We start from the raw sequence: 18,058 nt of genomic DNA, 5'->3' as shown, positions 1-18,058 counted from the left end.
TCAATAATTATTCAGTGAATATCAATTTTTTTTAAAAGAAAAAGTCTGACCAAAAACTGATCAGACTCTGTATTATTTTATTACAAAATTTTCTCTCTTAGAAGGCGTTAATTCCTGTAATATCAAGACCTGTAATCAATAAATGAACGTCGTGCGTTCCTTCATAAGTAATTACAGATTCTAGGTTTGCGGCGTGGCGCATCATCGGGAATTCACCCATAATTCCCATTCCTCCAAGAATCTGACGGGATTCTCTTGCAATATCAATCGCCATTTTCACGTTGTTTCTTTTTGCCATGGAAATCTGGGCAGGAGTTGCTTTATGATCATTCTTAAGATTTCCTAACTGAAGACAAAGTAACTGTGCCTTCGTAATTTCCGTTAGAAATTCAGCTAATTTCTTCTGTTGCAACTGGTAAGATCCGATAGGTTTTCCAAACTGTTTTCTTTCTTTAGAATACTGAACAGCAGTGCAGTAGCAATCAATAGCCGCTCCGATTACGCCCCATGAAATACCATATCTTGCTGAATTTAAACAAGATAAAGGTCCTTTCAATCCTGTAACTCCCGGAAGAAGATTTTCTTTCGGAACTTTTACATCATTAAAAACCAGTTCTCCTGTTTTTGAAGCTCTTAAGCTCCATTTATTGTGAGTTTCGGGCGTTGTAAAACCTTCCATTCCTCTTTCAACAATCAATCCCTGAACTTTTCCTTCTTCGTTTTTCGCCCATACTACGGCAATATCGCAAAGAGGAGAGTTGGTGATCCACATTTTAGCCCCATTCAGAAGATAATGATCTCCCATGTCTTTAAAATTCGTTTCCATAGAACCCGGATCGGAACCATGATTAGGCTCCGTTAAACCGAAAGAACCGATCATTTCTCCGGCAGCTAATTTGGGTAAATATTTTCTTTTCTGTTCTTCCGAACCGAATTCATTAATAGGGAACATCACCAGAGAACTCTGCACAGAGGCAGCAGAACGTACTGCAGAATCACCTCTTTCAAGCTCCTGCATAATCAGACCGTAAGAAATCTGATCCAGTCCGGAACCGCCATATTCAACCGGAATATAAGGTCCTAAAGCCCCGATTTGTCCCAATTCTTTCATCAGATTCGGGATGTCGGTGTGGTTTTGGGCAGCATGATCAATCTGTGGCATTACAAAACTTTCCACCCAGTCTCTTACAGACTGTCGGATAAGTTTATGTTCTTCAGTAAGTAAAGCATCGATCCCATAATAATCGGGAATGCTTGTAAGGGAATAATATGACATTATATTTTAATTTTCCTAAAAATAAGACTTTTCACTATTTCAGAGAAATTTTTTTTAAATGACTTTTATCTGTTGATTTTTAGATATTTAAACTGAATTTTAAATACAAAACATCAAAAATTAATTTTCCGCTTCGTTTGAAATAGGGTACTGGTTTGTCGGATTGTAGATTCTGGTTTTAAACTTGTACAAATACGGAGCTTTATTGGCAGAACCGTCGTACAGTTTTTCGAGGCGGTCTAAAATATTAAGACTTAAAATTTTACGCTGAAAATTGTTCCTTCTGAACTTTTCACCCAAAATTGTTTCATACAGACATTGCAGATCTTTCATGGTGAATTTTTCGGGTAGAAGATTACTTGCCGCTACTTCGGTATTGATGTTCATTCTGAGATATTCCAGTCCGGTTTCGATAATTCTGTCGTGGTCAAATGCCATTTTGGGCAGTTTGTCTACCTCAAACCATTCGCAGCTTTCGTTGAAAGCATCAGGAAAAGTATTTGCCATCGAAAAATCAATCAGGCTGCAGTATCCTACTGTAATAAAACGCTGGAAGATCCAGTGATCTTTAGGCACTTCAACGCCTTTGTTTTTAAGCAAAATCTGGTGAACATTATTTTCTGTCCTGTCGATTCTTCCAAAAGTATGAAACTGTTTCAGGAAAATATTCTGAAGATGTGTTCTTTCGTATAAAACACGTTCCGCCGCTTCGCGAAGATCTTCATCATTAAATACGAAACCGCCGGGAAGAGACCACAAATCGAGGTCATGGTATTTTAAGAGTAAAACCTTCAGGATATTGTTATGAAAACCAAATATCGTGCAGTCTACAGATACGTGTGCTACAAAATCTTTTGTATCAATAAGTTCCTGAAGTGTTTCCTTGCTTTTTTCGTTCTTGATTTTCATGGGAGTAAAAATAAAATTATTTTCTAAATTTTTTTATCTGCAAATCTAAAATAAATTAAACTAATTGTAAACAACAGAATAACAGCAGATAAAATATACACAGAATAGTAATTCAGAAGCTGATTTCCGAATAAAACCGACATGATGATCGAACTTACAGAGCTTCCCAATGATGAAAAAATAACAATCAGCGAGGTGAAAACATTGGCTTTCGACTTATCGATTGTGGCAATCATCTTAGAATTGATGACCGGATAAAGCGGAGATAAAAACAATCCGATAACAGGGAAGAGAAACAGCAGGATCTTAGAATCGTCCATTCCTGAAAATTGTATTCCGATAATGATTAAAAGCACTATAACAATGGATGATAAGCACAGAATATAATATTTCGGCAAAGAAAATCTCTGGATAACATTAGCCGTAACTGTTCTTCCAATATAAGAAAACAGAGCTAAAAACGAAGATGCCTGAAGCGCAAAAAAAGAATTTACCTTTAAATGATTCTTGTAAAAAGACGGCAGCCACGAATTAAAGCTTTGCTCTATAAAAACAATCGAAAAAACTACCCCTAAAAATATAATAATTAAAGGATTGGCAATTCCCGCAACTTCTTTAAAAATATTTTCATTCTTCATTTTTTCAGGCTCCGAAACAGGAAGTTTTGAAAATAAAAAAATCGTTATTGCCGATAATACAGAGATGGATAAAAATCCGAATTTCCAGAATTCTGAAAACTGACTGGAAATGACCCACCCAAACCCGATATTAACCACGAAGATTCCGATCATGAAGGAAGCTTCTACACTATTCATGGTTTTGGCTAAAGATTTTTCATCCGAAATATTGTTTCTGATGATTCCGAAAACACAGATTTTTCCGATCGCGAAACACGCTCCGATGATGGCAAACCATACTTTATAAAACCAGAATACTTCTACAAAAGGTAAAATAAGAGAGCATATCCCAACAATTGTTAAAGCCAGAATCAGGGATTTTTTTGTTCCGGTTTTGCTGATAAAATTAACAGCAAAAAGTGAAATAAAAGCAATGGGAAGATCTTTAAAAGACTCTAAAAAACCAAGCTTATCATAGGTGATTTTGGCTTCCGAAAGTTGAAGAATTACAATGCCCATGCAGTTTAGCACCATGGAGAAAATTAGAAATGTAAGCTTGAGCGGAAGTGAAATTTTGGAGTGCTTGGTCGTCATTTTGGGGATTGATTTTATCTGTTTTTTGGAAATATTTATAGATTTTGAAGAAAAATTTATGCCTTCAAATGCCCAAAAATACTGGAAATATTAAAATAGTTATTAATAAAATGTTAAATAATTAAAAAAAAATATATTTTTATTGTCTCAATTTGAGAATTAAAAAACTAACTGTATATGAATGTAAGAATATCTAGAAGTTTAGGCATGGTTGCGGTGCTTTATTTCACTGCAAATTTTAATGCCCAAAACACAAAGACCGACACCCTTCCAAAAGAACAGAAAATTGAGGAAGTAGTCATGATTGGTTATGGTACTCAGAAAAAGAGTAATGTGACGGGAGCCATCTCGAGTATCAAAGCAAGTGACATCGAAGCAATCCCAGCCGGAAAACCGGAGCAGGTTCTTCAGGGTAGAGCCGCAGGTGTTAACGTAATTTCTAACTCCGGTCAACCGGGATCCAGTGCAACAATTCGTGTAAGAGGAATTACCAGTTTTGGAGCAAGTAATGATCCGTTGTGGGTTGTAGATGGAATTGTGGTAGATGGAATTGGTTGGCTAAACCAATCTGATATTGAAAATATCGAAGTTCTGAAAGATGGAGCTTCATCTGCAATCTATGGAGTTTCTGCTGCAAGAGGAGTTATTTTAGTAACTACAAAAAAAGGTAAAAAAGGAAGATTGAATCTTAGCTATAACGGGTTTTATGGTTTCGGTCATGCATCAAGAAAGCTGGATCTGTTAAATGCAACTCAGTATGCAACAATTCTTAATGAAGCGTATGTAAATGCAGGACAGACTCCGAAATTTGCAAATCCACAATCTCTTGGTGAGGGAACAAACTGGCAGGATGTTATATTCAATACAGGTGAAAGATCCAACCATGAAGTAAGTATTAGTGGAGGAAACGAAAAATCTACTTTTTATGGTTCATTCGGATATTATGATCAGACCGGTATCGTAATGAGTGATATTTCGTATTATAAAAGATTAACCGCTAGATTAAACTCCACTCATAAAGTTACAGACTGGCTTACTTTAGGACAGACGTTTGCTTATACCCATACAAAATCTCAGGGAATCAACTCAAATGGAGAATTTGGAGGTCCTTTGAGTTCTGCAGTAAACTTGGATCCAACGACTCCAATTTTAAATCCTGATTTGTCAGCAGTTCCTGCTGCAGCGAGACCTTTTGTGGTAAGAAATCAAGATGGTATTCCTTACGGCATTTCAAGTCTTGTTCAGAATGAGATGTCAAATCCTTTAGCTTTTAAATATACCCAGTTGGGAAATCATGGATGGTCGGATGATTTCATTGCCAATATCTTTGCGGAAGTAAAGATCACAAAAGATTTAACCTTTAAATCTTCTATCAACGGTAAAAAAGCTTATTGGGGAAGCTGGAATTTTACACCTCTTTATTATTTGAATGCAAATTACAGTAATCTGGGTGTAAACAGTCTCAGCAGAACAACTCAGGAAAAGTTTGAATGGAGTTTAGAAAACACGCTTAATTATCAGAAAAGATTTGGTAAGCATAATTTGAATTTATTGGCAGGTAACGGATACTATGAATATAATATAGGATTGGGGCAAAGTGTTACTCACAGTAAATTACCCATTTCGAATTGGGAAGATGCTTCATTCAACTTCGATGTGGGAAGAGCCAATCAAACTGTAAGTGCATGGGATTACATCAATACACATAAAGTATCTTACTTCGGAAGAGTTGTTTATGATTATGATAATAAATATTTATTAACAGGAACCGTGAGAAGAGATGGTTCATCTAAATTCGGAGCCAATCAGCACTGGGGAACGTTCCCTGCATTCTCATTAGGATGGAATGTGAATAACGAAAACTTCTGGCCGGAAAATAAGATCATTAATACATTGAAACTGCGTGGAGGATACGGTATTTTAGGAAATGACGGAATAGATGATTTCCAGTTTGCCAGCTTCTATGTTTCTGGTGCAAACTATACAGGATATAACAGTACCGGAGAGGAAGTGATATTACCTGGATACTATCCAAATACATTAGCAAACCCTGATCTTAAATGGGAAACAACATCACAGATGAACTTCGCTGCGGATATTAAGTTTTTAAATAATTTTAATTTAACTGTAGATTACTACAAGAAAAAAACTTCAGATATCTTAAGAAAAATATTTATTCCCGGATACGTAGGGGTAACGAATGCTCCTACTGCTAATATTGGAGATATGGAAAATGAAGGGGTAGAAGTGGAGCTTGGATACAAAAAAAACTGGTCAGATTGGGGAGTTTCTGTAAATGGGAATTTTGCTTATCTTAAAAATACGGTTACAAGACTTGAACGCGGAAGAGATTATATCGATGGTCCTGGATTCCAGTCTATGGGACCCGTTTCCAGACTTCAGGTCGGAGAGTCATACGGATCTTTTTACGGATATAATACTCTGGGAATTTTCCAGAATCAGGCACAAATTAATTCTTACGTAAATGCAAACGGACAAATGATTCTTCCAAATGCAAAACCTGGAGATTTTATTTGGGCAGATACCAACGGAGACGGTGTTATTACAGATGCAGATAAAGTAAATCTTGGTAATTCTGTTCCTAAATTTACTTTCGGGATGACCGTAAACCTTAACTACAAAAACTGGGATTTAATGGTTTTTGCTCAGGGACAGGCTGGAAACAAAATTTTTCAGGGACTTAGAAGATTGGATTTATTAAATGCTAATTACCAGACCGCTATTTTAGACAGATGGACAGGAGAAGGCACTTCCAATACTACACCTAGAGTTACAGTTAATGATACTAACCATAACTACACCTGGATGTCAAATTACTATTTGCAGAAAGGAGATTATGTAAGAATTAAGCTTGTACAATTAGGATATACACTACCACAATCTGCTACGCAAAATTTCGGCGTTAATAAACTTAGACTTTATGTAACCGGAGAAAACTTGTTTACATTTACGAAGTATACAGGATATGATCCTGAAATTGCAGCAGGAGATAGTTTCGGAATAGACAGAGCCTATTATCCACAAGCCAGAACTTTTATCTTTGGAGCTAATATTACATTCTAAAAATTTTAAAAATGAAAAACAAAATATATAAAATATCCGTAGCAGTATCATTACTTTTAGGAACAGGCTTGGTAAATGTGGCTTGTAACAATTCTAATCTTGAAGATGTAGAATACAAAGGTGCTTTCGATACAAACAACTTTTTCAGAAATGAGCAGGAATGTTTCTTTGCCCTTATAGGTACTTACGATGTATTGAGAAAATATGCGGGCGGATTTGAAAATATGGTCACTTTTTTCAATGCAGGTTCCGATGATTTCTACGCTGGAGGTGGAAGCTCTACAGATGGTGCCGGAATTCAGGGGTTTTCAAACTTCCAGATCAATCCGAATATCATGCCTGCAAGTTACTGGAGAGATTATTATCAGGGAATTTCCAGAGCTAATGTTCTTATTGAAAAAATTCCTCAGGCTAATATGAGTGATGCGGTAAAAAGCAGATTTACGGCAGAAGCAAAAGCATTAAGAGCATTATATTATTTTGATCTTGTAAGAACATTTAAAAATGTTCCATTAATTTTAAAAGAAATTAAAGCTTCAGATGATTACTATAATATTCCACAGGCTGCTCCATCCGAAGTATACACACAGATAGAATCAGATTTGTTAGCTGCTATTCCTAATTTACCTGCTACAGTAAGCGGAACCGAAAGAGGCAGGCTTACTCAGGGAGCCGCAAAAGCATTACTAGGAAAAGTTTATTTATTTGAAAATAAAAAAACGGAAGCTGCTGCACAATTTGCTGATGTAAACGGAACTCCGGGAGGTTCAAATACCTATGGTTATAAACTTGTCTCTAATTTTGCTGACCTTTGGGTTACAGATAATAAATTTACCACAGAATCTATTCTTGAAGTAATGCACACCAATCAAGGAAGCTCAGACTGGGGCTTTTGGGGACAGGGCAGAGATGAAGGAAACTCTATCTGCGTGATGACTGCTCCGCGAGGCTACAGTAGATTATCTCCTACAGCTCCTGATGTTGTTGCAGGTTGGGCTTTTAATACCGTAACAGAAAATCTTTTCACTTTTATGCAGGGAGACCCAAGAATGGACGCTTCTATTTTAAATGTAAAATTGTTGAAACAACAAGGGAAAGCAAATTACTCTCCTGCATACATGGATTCCGGATATTTCTTAAATAAGTATATGCCTACACAGGATGAAAAAACAACATTGCCTGGACCGGCAGAACTGAACTATCGTCAGAATTATATTCTTATCAGATTGGCAGATACCTATCTTATGGAAGCGGAAGCATTAAATGGAACAGGAGCGAGAGCACAACTATTGCTTGATGCAGTAAGAGTAAGAGCGGGTTTATCCTCAATTCCGGTTACTTTACAGGCAGTGAAAGATGAGAGAAGGAGAGAGCTTATTGGGGAAGGACATAGATTCTTTGATCTGGTAAGATGGGGAGAAGCATCTTCCAAATTGGCATTTAAAGGATTTACAGCAGGTAAAAACGAAATTCTGCCAATTCCTTTTACTGAGTTAACGGGAACTGTTCTTAAACAAAATCCTGGATATTAAAAGACCTAGTGTCGACAAAGTTGAATTCCGTAGAACTCAATAATCTTCACACAATTAAATTGATATGAAATTACAATATTCATATAGTTTCGTACTTAGAAGTGCTGCACTTTGCGGTGTAGCGCTTCTTTCTTTTTTAAACTGCAGCAGTACCTCTTCGGATTTATCCAATAACGCAGATAATTCAGGAAACAACGGAAACGGAAGCGGAAACACTTCCGGAGATCCGGTACAGGTGTGGTTAACGAAAGGAGATCAGACAGTGAAACTACAACAGCAGGGAACCTCTTATTTTTCAGGAACTTCAGCAGCCGGAACCACAATTGAAGTAGACGGCTCGCAAATATTCCAGACGATAGATGGATTCGGATACACGCTTACAGGAGGAAGTGTACAGGTAATCAATCAGTTGAGCGCGGCAAAAAAACAGGAACTTTTGAATGATCTGTTCAGCGCTTCCGGGATTGGGGTAAGTTATTTGAGAATCAGCATTGGGGCTTCGGATCTCAACAGCGAAGTTTTTTCGTATGACGATATGCCGACCGGACAGACTGATCCTACATTGGCTCAATTCAGCTTAACCAAAGATCAGGCTTTGATCCAGATGCTGAAAGATATTCTGATGATTAATCCGAATATTAAAATTTTAGCAACACCTTGGTCGCCACCTGTTTGGATGAAAGACAACGGAAATACGATGGGAGGAAGTCTGAAACCAGAATATTATGGGGTTTATGCACAGTATTTCGTAAAATACATTCAGGCAATGCAGGCTCAGGGAATCAGAATTGATGCCATCACCCCACAAAACGAACCTTTACATCCGGGAAACAACCCAAGTATGTATATGTCGGCAGGAGATCAGGCAACTTTTATCAAGAATAATTTAGGTCCCGCTTTTCAGACGGCAAATATTTCTACCAAGATCATAGCTTACGATCACAATTGTGACAATCCGGCGTATCCTTTGGCGGTATTAAATGATACAACGGCAAATCCTTACGTAGACGGATCGGCTTTCCATTTGTATGCAGGAGATATTTCGGCTTTGGGAACAGTACATAATCTATTCCCGAATAAAAATGTCTATTTTACTGAACAGTGGACAAGTTCTACCGGTGCTTTTTCAGGAGATTTGGATTGGCACATGAAAAATGTTATCATCGGATCCATGAGAAACTGGAGCAGAAATGCTTTGGAGTGGAATGTAGCCAATGATGCTTCATTCGGACCTCATACACCGGGAGGATGTACCCAATGCAAAGGGGCAATTACCGTAAACGGAAGTACAGGTTACGACAAAAATGTTGCCTATTATATTATTGCTCACGCTTCAAAATTTGTTCCGGCAAACTCCCAGAGAATTGCTTCTACACAGTCAGATAACCTTTCCACAGTAGCTTTTAAAACTCCGGCAGGAAAAACAGTATTAATTGTTCAGAACAGCAACTCTACAGATAAAGCATTCAACATAAAATATAATCAGAAGACAGCTTCGGTAAGTATGCCGGCAATTTCTACAACGACTTATATTTTTTAAGATAAATATATCTGTTAAAATTTGTAATGATTGAAAACTTTTTGTTCTTTGTTAAATAAATTCATCCTGAACTTCAGGTTAAGAAGAAGTAGTACAAAAGGACAGATAATTAAAATTAGATTAAAATGAAGAGAGTTTATTTCTTATTGGCAGTTACAGCATTTGGAATCAATGCATTCGCACAAAAGACAATTGATCAGAAAGTTTCAGAACTTTTGTCGAAAATGACGTTAGAAGAAAAAGTAGGACAGCTCGTTCAGTATTCAGGATTTGAATACGCAACAGGTCCGCAAAATTCCAATTCTGCAAGTGTTCTAAATGAAATAAAACAGGGAAAAGTAGGCTCAATGCTTAATGTGGCAGGAGCAGAAGAAACCAGAAAATTTCAGGAATTAGCTTTAAAATCGAGATTGAGAATTCCTTTATTATTCGGACAGGATGTCATTCACGGATATCGAACAACCTTTCCTGTAAATTTAGGTCAGGCAGCGAGCTGGGATTTAAAACTAATTGAAAAATCCGAAAGAATCGCAGCAACAGAAGCTTCGGCTTATGGAATTCACTGGACGTTTGCACCGATGGTCGACATTGCAAGAGATCCGAGATGGGGAAGAGTAATGGAAGGTTCTGGAGAAGATACCTATCTGGGAACACAGATCGGTCTTGCCAGGATCAGAGGTTTTCAGGGAAAAGGTCTTGGAAATCTTGATGCCATCATGGCTTGTGCAAAACATTTTGCAGCCTACGGAGCAGCAGTAGGCGGAAGAGACTACAATTCTGTTGATATGAGTTTAAGACAATTGAACGAAACCTATCTTCCTCCTTTTAAAGCAGCGGCTGAAGCCGGAGTGGCAACATTCATGAACTCTTTTAATGACATCAACGGAATTCCGGCAACGGCAAACAAATACATTTTAAGAGATTTATTAAAAGGAAAATGGAATTATAAAGGTTTTGTGGTTTCAGACTGGGGAAGTATTGGCGAAATGGTTCCTCACGGTTACGCAAAAGACAATAAAGAAGCGGCGGAAAAAGCAATAAATGCAGGAAGCGACATGGATATGGAAAGCCGCGCTTATATGGCAGAACTTTCCAATTTAGTTAAAGAAGGAAAAGTAGATCCGAAGCTGATTGATGATGCCGCAAAAAGAATTTTGGTTAAAAAATTCGAGATGGGATTGTTTGACGATCCTTACCGTTTCAGCAGTGAAAAAAGACAGGAAGAACAGACCAACAATCAGGAAAACAGAAAATTCGGAAGAGAATTTGGCTCAAAAAGCATCGTTTTGCTTAAAAATGATAAAAATATTCTACCTCTTTCGAGATCTGTAAAAACGGTTGCTTTAATTGGACCTTTCGGAAAGGAAACTTCTGCCAACCATGGATTTTGGTCGGTTGCTTTTAAAGATGATAACCAGAGAATTGTAACACAGTTTGACGGAATTAAAAATCAATTAGATAAAAATTCAACATTACTTTACGCAAAAGGAGCAAATGTTGACGATCAGGACAGATCCATGTTTGCGGAAGCGGTGGAAACAGCAAAAAAAGCAGATGTCGTAATCATGACTTTAGGAGAAGGTCATGCGATGAGCGGTGAAGCAAAAAGCAGAAGCAACATCCATTTTTCCGGAGTTCAGGAAGATCTTTTGAAAGAAATTGCCAAAACAGGAAAGCCGATTGTTTTGATGATCAACGCGGGAAGACCTCTTGTCTTTGATTGGGCAGCAGACAATATTCCGGCAATTATGTATACTTGGTGGCTGGGAACGGAAGCAGGAAACTCCATTGCAGATGTTCTTTTCGGAGCGGTAAATCCGGGCGGAAAACTTCCAATGACTTTTCCGAGAACTGAAGGACAGATTCCTGTTTATTACAATCATTACAACACCGGAAGACCGGCAAAAAACAATACCGACAGAAACTATGTTTCAGCGTATATCGATTTGGATAATGATCCGAAATTTCCGTTTGGCTATGGTTTAAGCTATACGCAGTTTAAATATTCTGATATGAATTTAAGCTCAAATAATCTTAAAGGAAATCAGACTTTAAATATTAGCGTAAATGTTACCAACAGTGGAAATTATGACGGGGAAGAAGTGGTTCAGTTGTACATCAGAGATTTATTCGGAAAAGTGGTAAGACCGGTAAAGGAACTGAAAGGCTTCCAGAAAGTTTTCATTAAAAAAGGAGAAACAAAAACCATCAGTTTTACGTTAACTCCCGAAAATCTGAAGTTCTATGACGATCAGCTCAATTACGATTGGGAAGGCGGAGAATTCGATATTATGGTCGGAACCGATTCTAAAAATGTTCAGATAAAAAGAATTAATTGGTTAAAATAATATTACTTTTTTACTTACTAAGAGCGGGATAAAACCCGCTTTTGGCGGTAGAAGAATGAACGTTTTTTATAAAAATATTAATTAAACAAAACATTCGTCATTCTGAAAGAATCTACATAATACTTTAGAGATACTTCCAGCATGACAGACTTTGAAAATAATTAAATTAACTTTTAAACATATTGTTGTCATTCAGAACATAGACAGAAAGTCTACGAACGCAGTTCAGAAGCGGAGTGAAGAATCTACCAAACAGTATTTGAGATTCTTCCTTCGTCAGAATGACAATTTTGAAAAATAAACTGAGTGTAATGAGCGTTAAATTTGTCATTCTGAAAGAATCTATATAATACTTAGAGAGATGCTTCCAGCATGACAGACTTTGAAAATAATTAAATTAACTTTTAAACATATTGTTGTCATTCAGAACGAAGTGAAGAATCTAAATGACCAACATTTAAAATAGATTCCTCGTTTCTCAGAATGACAAGTGTTGAGATAAATTAAATCTTAATCTAGAATTTTTTAACGCAAAGATTAAGAAAACGAATTATTGATTTTAAGGAGGCAAAGAAGAATCAGCAAAGCTGACTTGATGAAGCTAACGTTTATCATAATGCTTCATCAGTGATTGGTCGCAATCTTTGCTCACTGAACATTTTGTAATTAATAAATCTTTGCGTTAAAATATAAACCTAAAACATTAAACTTTGAAAATAAAACTTCAACATATTTTTCATTTCATCATCGGAGGAACTTTGGTTTTTTCAACAGTACATTGTGCTTCTAACAAGCCTGATTTCAACAGGAAATTAATCTGGAGCGATGAATTTAATTACAAAGGCTTACCCGATTCTTCAAAATGGAACTATGATGTCGGCGGAGACGGTTATGGCAATAATGAAGCTCAGTTTTACACAAAAAACCGTCCGGAAAATGCAAGAGTTGAAAACGGAAATCTTATCATTGAAGCCAGAAAAGAAAACTGGGAAAAGAATAAATACACTTCCGCAAGATTATTGACAAGGGGTAAATTTTCCTTTCAGTACGGAACTGTTGAGGTTCGTGCCAAACTTCCTAAAGGTCGCGGAACATGGCCTGCCATCTGGATGATGAGCGAAAACATGAAAAAATGGCCCGATGACGGAGAACTGGATATCATGGAACATGTAGGATTTAATCAGGGATATATTCATGCTTCGGTTCATACCAAAAAGTATAACCATATCATCGGAACACAGAAAACAGATACTTTGATTGTAAAAGATGCAAGTGAAAAGTTTCATATTTACAAAGCAGACTGGACGCCGGAAAAAATTGATGTTTATATTGATGATCAGAAATTTTTCACCTATGAAAACAAAGAAAAAACGTATGAAGCATGGCCTTTTGATCAGCCATATTTCATCATACTGAATCTTGCAGTCGGCGGCTTCTGGGGTGGAAAAGAAGGAATTGATGATACCATTTTTCCTCAGAAATATGAGATCGATTACGTAAGAATTTATCAGAATAAATAAAATATAGAACTCCAAATTCCCCTCCTTTGAAGCGGTGGATAAATTTTCTTTGAAAATTTAGACGAGGTGGTTTAATATAAAAAAATAAGAAAAGATTATAATGAAGAGATTAATTGTAAGTTGCTTTGTAGTCGGTTTGGCTTTCAATGCAAATGCACAAAATTACTGGAAGAAAAATACAGGTAAAACGGCAAAAGTTTTCCTTACCAATTCGGCAGCCAACGAAAAGATGGTTGACAAAGGTACCGTAAAATTCGAAAAATTTGGTCAGCCAAAAGAAACGGATGCCTGTATTTTTGTAGATCCGGATTTTAAATATCAGAAATTAATAGGAATTGGAGGTGCTATTACAGATGCTTCCGCAGAAACTTTTTATAAACTTCCGAAAGATAAGCAGAAAGAAATTATTGAAGCCTATTACGGGAAAAACGGTTTGGGATACACGGTTGTCCGTACCAATATGAACTCCTGTGATTTTTCGAGTGATTCCTATACCTACGTTCAGGAAAATGACAATACTTTGAAATCATTTAATGTTGCACATGATGAAAAGTATAAAATTCCGATGATTAAAGAAGCACAAAAATTAATTGGAAAAGATTTTACTTTCTATTTCTCACCTTGGAGTCCGCCCGCATGGATGAAATCAAATAAAAATATGCTGAAAGGAGGAAGGCTGGAAAACGCGTTTTACCAGACATGGGCAGATTATTATATAAAATTCATTAAAGAATATGAAAAAAGAGGAATCAATGTTTGGGGTCTTACCGTTCAGAACGAACCGATGGCAACGCAAAGCTGGGAATCGTGTATTTATTCGGCGGAAGAAGAAGGGGAGTTCCTTAAAAATAATTTAGGTCCGACTCTTTGGAAAAATGGTTTCAAGGATAAAAAAGTAATGATCTGGGATCATAACCGTGATTTGATTTACCAGAGAGCAACCACAACACTCGGCGATCCTGAAACTTCTAAATATGCTTCAGGAATCGGCTATCACTGGTACGAAACATGGAACAACAAAACCCAGCTTTTCGATAATCTGACGGAAACCCAAAGAGCATTTCCGGATAAGTTTTTAGCTTTTACCGAAGGCTGCAAAGAGCAGTTTGATATGTCTAAGATTTACGAAGTGAGTTTAGGCGAATTATACGGAAGAAATATGATCAATGATTTCAATAAAGGAACGGCTTTATGGACAGACTGGAATGTTCTTCTGGACGAAACAGGCGGACCGAACCATGTAGGAAATTTCTGTTTTGCGCCGATCATTGCAGATACCAAAACCGGTGAAGTTCATTATACGTATGAATATTATTATGTAGGACACGTTTCGAAATTTGTAAAGCCCAATGCAAGAAGAATAGGAACCTCTTCAAACAGAGCTGCTTTAACCTCAACTACTTTTATGAATGAAAACGGACAATTGGTAACCGTAATCATGAACGATACAGACAATATCATCGATACGAATCTCTGGATCGAAGGAATGGCTGCAAAATTATCTGCTCCTGCGCATTCTATACAGACTGTAATATTATAGACTTCATATTAACATTTTATTATTTAGAATCGGCGGCATCGAAGATGCCGCCGATTTTGTTTTTCCAAAATTCTAATAATTTATTCCGAAATGAGCCTATTCTTTTTCCAATAAAATCCATTCGTTGAAAGTAGCTTCACCTCCAACTCCTTTTATATAATATTTTGCTCCTTCTTTCTTAATATAAAAAACAGGAGAATCAGACTTACACTCTTCTTCAGTATCATTATAATATAACTCTAAAATATTGTTGTTTTCTTTTATAACATATTTTCCGTTACATCGTATAGATTCATGATACGTATTTGTTTTCAATATAGCTTCTTTGTCTTTTATTGTAAATGAATAACTTATTGAGGCCATACCTGTAGAGGTGGCTTCTGTTTCAATATAGATATTATAATTCCCATCAATGTTTGATAGATTGGAACTTTTATTATTAGTAAATGATAAATTTGCTTTATAATATTTGAACGTTTTTGAGTCATCATCGGTTACTTTTATTCCAATATAATCGTCACCCAACCATACTATTTCTTTAATATCAAAATAATCTGAAGAAAAGCTCCGATATTCAATAAATGTTTGATTATTGTTAATTTTCAGAATACCCAAAAAACTTTTATTTTTATCATAAATATAATTGTAACAATATGCTAAATATTTTGTATTAGGAGAAATAACAGGATTTTCCACTGTATCATCACCAGGTGATACAATGCTGTATACATAGGAATTCGTTGCATTAATCAGGTTAAGTTCACTAAAGCCTAAACCATCACCTATGCTATTTGCTGAAAAAGCATATATATTTAAAGACGGATAAAATCCTAAATATTTATACTGTGTTTCTCCTTCTTTTAATGTATTGGCTAATGACCTTAGTTGCAAGATTCTATTATTTATTTCCAAAACATAATTATCATCTTTTTCATGCAATGGAGAATTTGTGATTGTATTTGCTGTGCTTTTCAGGTTTTTGTATTCCTCTTTAGTTATTTCTGTAAAATCCAACAATGGTAGCTTTTCAAAATTCTCAGTGAGACCGACTTCGATATGTTTTAGCATTTTAATATCAATTACCTTTTTCTGAACGGGAAGTTCTTTTTTTATTTCCTCTTCTTTTGTACAGCTAAAAAGAATAATAGATAATAAAATAAATGTTTGTGCAATATTTTTCATTATAATTTACAATACAAAAAAACCAAAGTAAGTAATACTTTGGTTTATATTTATAATAAGTTCAATCTTTATTCAGTATCATATTTACTGATCACTCTCTGAGTAACCCCCGAACTGCTGAAACCTCCGTCATGGAAAAGATTCTGCATCGTTACTTTTTTCGTAAGATCAGAGAATAACGTTACACAGTAGTCTGCACATTCAAGAGCCGTAGCATTTCCTAGTGGAGACATATCTTCTGCATATCCAAGGAAACCTCCGAAACCTTTCACGCCGCTTCCCGCTGTCGTCATTGTAGGAGACTGAGAAACCGTGTTTACACGTACTTTTCTTTCACCCCAGTAATTTCCGAATGTTCTTGCGATACTTTCAAGATAGGCTTTGTTATCAGACATATCATTATAATCCGGGAATGTTCTCTGAGCCGCAATATAAGTAAGCGCCAAAATACTTCCCCATTCGTTCATACAGTCTTTTTCCCAAGCCACTCTCATTACTTTGTGGAAAGAAACCGCAGAGATATCCCAGCCTTTTTCCAACCAGTCGTAGTTCATTTCTGTATAATGTTTTCCTTTTCTCACGTTGATGGACATTCCGATAGAGTGAAGGATGAAATCGATTTTACCGAATTTGGCAACAGCAGCATCAAAAAGTTTTTCAAGATCCTCAATAGAAGTAGCATCTGCACCAATTACTTCAGATCCTGTTTTCTCTGCTAAACCGTTAAGTTCTCCCATTCTCAAAGCAATAGGAGCATTAGACAAAATAAATTCAGCACCTTCTTCATGACATCTTTCTGCAACTTTCCATGCGATCGATTGTTCATTAAGGGCTCCAAAAATAATTCCCTTTTTGCCTTTAAGTAAACCGTATGACATAATTTTTTAATGTTTATTATTATACAAATGTAGCAATATTTGTGTTTAGTACATAATAAAAAACGGAGCCTTCTGTAAAAAGACTCCGTTTTTCTTGAAAATATTTATATGACTGAAATTTTAATTCGTTTTCTTGTTCCATTCTGCTTTTACATCTTCAGCAGCATCCTTCGTTTTTTCCCATGCATCATTGGCTTTATCTTTCACATCATCCCATGCATCAGCAAAATTGTTTTTTACTCTGTCCAGCCAGTCTTCCTGCTTTGCTTCTTCATCACTGTTTCTTTTTTCATTGATATAATCTTTGGCTCTGTCTGCCAATTCTTCTACCTTCCATTTTGCATTGTCTGCCGCATCTTTTAACGAGTTTTTTGTGTTATCTACTGCGTTTTCTGCTTTGTTGTATTCTGAATTGTTCATAATGTGATATTTTGTTTGTGTGATTATGATTAAACAAGAACTATTCCTAAAATTTTTTCTGATTGTTAAAATTTTCATAAACTTTTATTTTTAAGGATAAACTGGTTTCAGATTCTGTTTGGCACTTTGCTTTATACGATGTTGAAGATCTTTTATGATGATCATATAATTGTCAGAAATGAGGAACTTAAAAAAGAAAAAGCTATTTATATATAATGACTCCATAAATTTTTATTGTAATGAATTTATAATTTAATAGTAAATAATTGTTGTTATTAAATTCATAAATAATTAATATTTATATTTTCTATTATGTTATAATTATTGTATTTTACAGCGTTATAAGCGCCTGAAACCATCAGTATTTGCGCGTATTTTTCTTCAACACAGTGTGATAAATTGTGTTTTATTCATTTTTTTGTGATGTTTTTTATTAAAAGACGAATTTTATAAAAATTCAGAGAAAATTAAAATCATTGTTTTATTGCTGTTTAGAGCCGATTTTCTATAGAATAAATTCTATATTTTTCTTCATTAAGAAGTGATTAAAAGGTATATTATGTCCTGATTATTCACTCTTTGGTGTTAAAATATGAAATAATCAAAAAAAGTGATGTT

At 35.8% G+C, this 18,058-nt stretch carries 12 protein-coding genes; 6 read left to right on the top strand and 6 right to left on the bottom strand.

Annotation, left to right across the window (positions count from 1 at the left end; genetic code table 11):
• Positions 1-97: 97 nt before the first annotated feature.
• From BW951_RS02775 to BW951_RS02765, 3 genes are all read right to left on the bottom strand, one after another.
• Positions 98-1,276 (bottom strand): acyl-CoA dehydrogenase family protein, encoded by a 1,179-nt coding sequence (locus tag BW951_RS02775; protein WP_076390385.1) that lies wholly within the window; start codon positions 1,274-1,276, stop codon positions 98-100.
• A gap of 120 nt (positions 1,277-1,396) precedes the next feature.
• On the bottom strand, positions 1,397-2,185 hold the full coding sequence (locus tag BW951_RS02770) for an NUDIX hydrolase (protein WP_076390384.1): 789 nt from the start codon (positions 2,183-2,185) through the stop codon (positions 1,397-1,399).
• A 23-nt stretch (positions 2,186-2,208) separates the two neighbouring features.
• The gene (locus tag BW951_RS02765) at positions 2,209-3,396 is read right to left on the bottom strand and encodes an MFS transporter (RefSeq protein WP_076390383.1); all 1,188 of its coding nucleotides are present in this window, start codon (positions 3,394-3,396) and stop codon (positions 2,209-2,211) included.
• Between the two features lie 177 nt (positions 3,397-3,573).
• Between BW951_RS02765 and BW951_RS02760 the strand changes: the two genes are divergently transcribed.
• From BW951_RS02760 to BW951_RS02735, 6 genes are all read left to right on the top strand, one after another.
• Positions 3,574-6,480, top strand: coding sequence for a SusC/RagA family TonB-linked outer membrane protein (locus tag BW951_RS02760; RefSeq protein WP_076390382.1), 2,907 nt, complete (start codon positions 3,574-3,576; stop codon positions 6,478-6,480).
• An 11-nt stretch (positions 6,481-6,491) separates the two neighbouring features.
• Positions 6,492-8,012, top strand: a complete 1,521-nt coding sequence (locus tag BW951_RS02755) for a RagB/SusD family nutrient uptake outer membrane protein (protein ID WP_076390381.1) — start codon at positions 6,492-6,494, stop codon at positions 8,010-8,012.
• A gap of 64 nt (positions 8,013-8,076) precedes the next feature.
• Positions 8,077-9,552: a glycoside hydrolase family 30 protein gene (locus tag BW951_RS02750; RefSeq protein WP_076390380.1), complete on the top strand. Its 1,476-nt coding sequence runs from the start codon at positions 8,077-8,079 to the stop codon at positions 9,550-9,552.
• A 125-nt stretch (positions 9,553-9,677) separates the two neighbouring features.
• The gene (gene bglX, locus BW951_RS02745) at positions 9,678-11,900 is read left to right on the top strand and encodes a beta-glucosidase BglX (protein WP_076390379.1); all 2,223 of its coding nucleotides are present in this window, start codon (positions 9,678-9,680) and stop codon (positions 11,898-11,900) included.
• A 710-nt stretch (positions 11,901-12,610) separates the two neighbouring features.
• Positions 12,611-13,420, top strand: coding sequence for a glycoside hydrolase family 16 protein (locus BW951_RS02740; protein WP_076390378.1), 810 nt, complete (start codon positions 12,611-12,613; stop codon positions 13,418-13,420).
• 100 nt (positions 13,421-13,520) lie between these two features.
• Complete coding sequence (locus BW951_RS02735) at positions 13,521-14,960, top strand: glycoside hydrolase family 30 protein (RefSeq protein WP_076390377.1); 1,440 nt, start codon at positions 13,521-13,523, stop codon at positions 14,958-14,960.
• Between the two features lie 96 nt (positions 14,961-15,056).
• Here the strand turns inward: BW951_RS02735 and BW951_RS02730 are convergent, their stop codons facing one another.
• The 3 genes from BW951_RS02730 to BW951_RS02720 all read right to left on the bottom strand — a co-directional run bounded on the left by BW951_RS02730 (position 15,057) and on the right by BW951_RS02720 (position 17,440).
• On the bottom strand, positions 15,057-16,142 hold the full coding sequence (locus tag BW951_RS02730) for a hypothetical protein (protein WP_076390376.1): 1,086 nt from the start codon (positions 16,140-16,142) through the stop codon (positions 15,057-15,059).
• Between the two features lie 68 nt (positions 16,143-16,210).
• Entirely contained in the window at positions 16,211-17,020 is an 810-nt protein-coding gene (locus tag BW951_RS02725; protein WP_047375319.1) for an enoyl-ACP reductase FabI, read from the bottom strand.
• A gap of 120 nt (positions 17,021-17,140) precedes the next feature.
• Positions 17,141-17,440, bottom strand: a complete 300-nt coding sequence (locus BW951_RS02720) for a DUF883 domain-containing protein (RefSeq protein WP_076390560.1) — start codon at positions 17,438-17,440, stop codon at positions 17,141-17,143.
• Positions 17,441-18,058 lie beyond the last annotated feature (618 nt).

This window comes from Chryseobacterium gambrini (genome assembly GCF_900156825.1).
Taxonomy (GTDB): Bacteria; Bacteroidota; Bacteroidia; order Flavobacteriales; family Weeksellaceae; genus Chryseobacterium; species Chryseobacterium gambrini.
The sequence above is the reverse complement of the archived record's forward strand: the minus strand, read 5'-3'. Positions and strand labels throughout refer to the sequence as shown.

Excerpts from the sequence above, each read along its gene's own strand:
- BW951_RS02775 (WP_076390385.1), bottom strand. The coding sequence starts at position 1,276 with ATGTCATATTATTCCCTTACAAGCATTCCCGATTATTATGGGATCGAT.
- BW951_RS02770 (WP_076390384.1), bottom strand. The coding sequence starts at position 2,185 with ATGAAAATCAAGAACGAAAAAAGCAAGGAAACACTTCAGGAACTTATT.
- BW951_RS02765 (WP_076390383.1), bottom strand. The coding sequence starts at position 3,396 with ATGACGACCAAGCACTCCAAAATTTCACTTCCGCTCAAGCTTACATTT.
- BW951_RS02760 (WP_076390382.1), top strand. The coding sequence starts at position 3,574 with ATGAATGTAAGAATATCTAGAAGTTTAGGCATGGTTGCGGTGCTTTAT.
- BW951_RS02755 (WP_076390381.1), top strand. The coding sequence starts at position 6,492 with ATGAAAAACAAAATATATAAAATATCCGTAGCAGTATCATTACTTTTA.
- BW951_RS02750 (WP_076390380.1), top strand. The coding sequence starts at position 8,077 with ATGAAATTACAATATTCATATAGTTTCGTACTTAGAAGTGCTGCACTT.
- bglX (WP_076390379.1), top strand. The coding sequence starts at position 9,678 with ATGAAGAGAGTTTATTTCTTATTGGCAGTTACAGCATTTGGAATCAAT.
- BW951_RS02735 (WP_076390377.1), top strand. The coding sequence starts at position 13,521 with ATGAAGAGATTAATTGTAAGTTGCTTTGTAGTCGGTTTGGCTTTCAAT.
- BW951_RS02730 (WP_076390376.1), bottom strand. The coding sequence starts at position 16,142 with ATGAAAAATATTGCACAAACATTTATTTTATTATCTATTATTCTTTTT.
- BW951_RS02725 (WP_047375319.1), bottom strand. The coding sequence starts at position 17,020 with ATGTCATACGGTTTACTTAAAGGCAAAAAGGGAATTATTTTTGGAGCC.
- BW951_RS02720 (WP_076390560.1), bottom strand. The coding sequence starts at position 17,440 with ATGAACAATTCAGAATACAACAAAGCAGAAAACGCAGTAGATAACACA.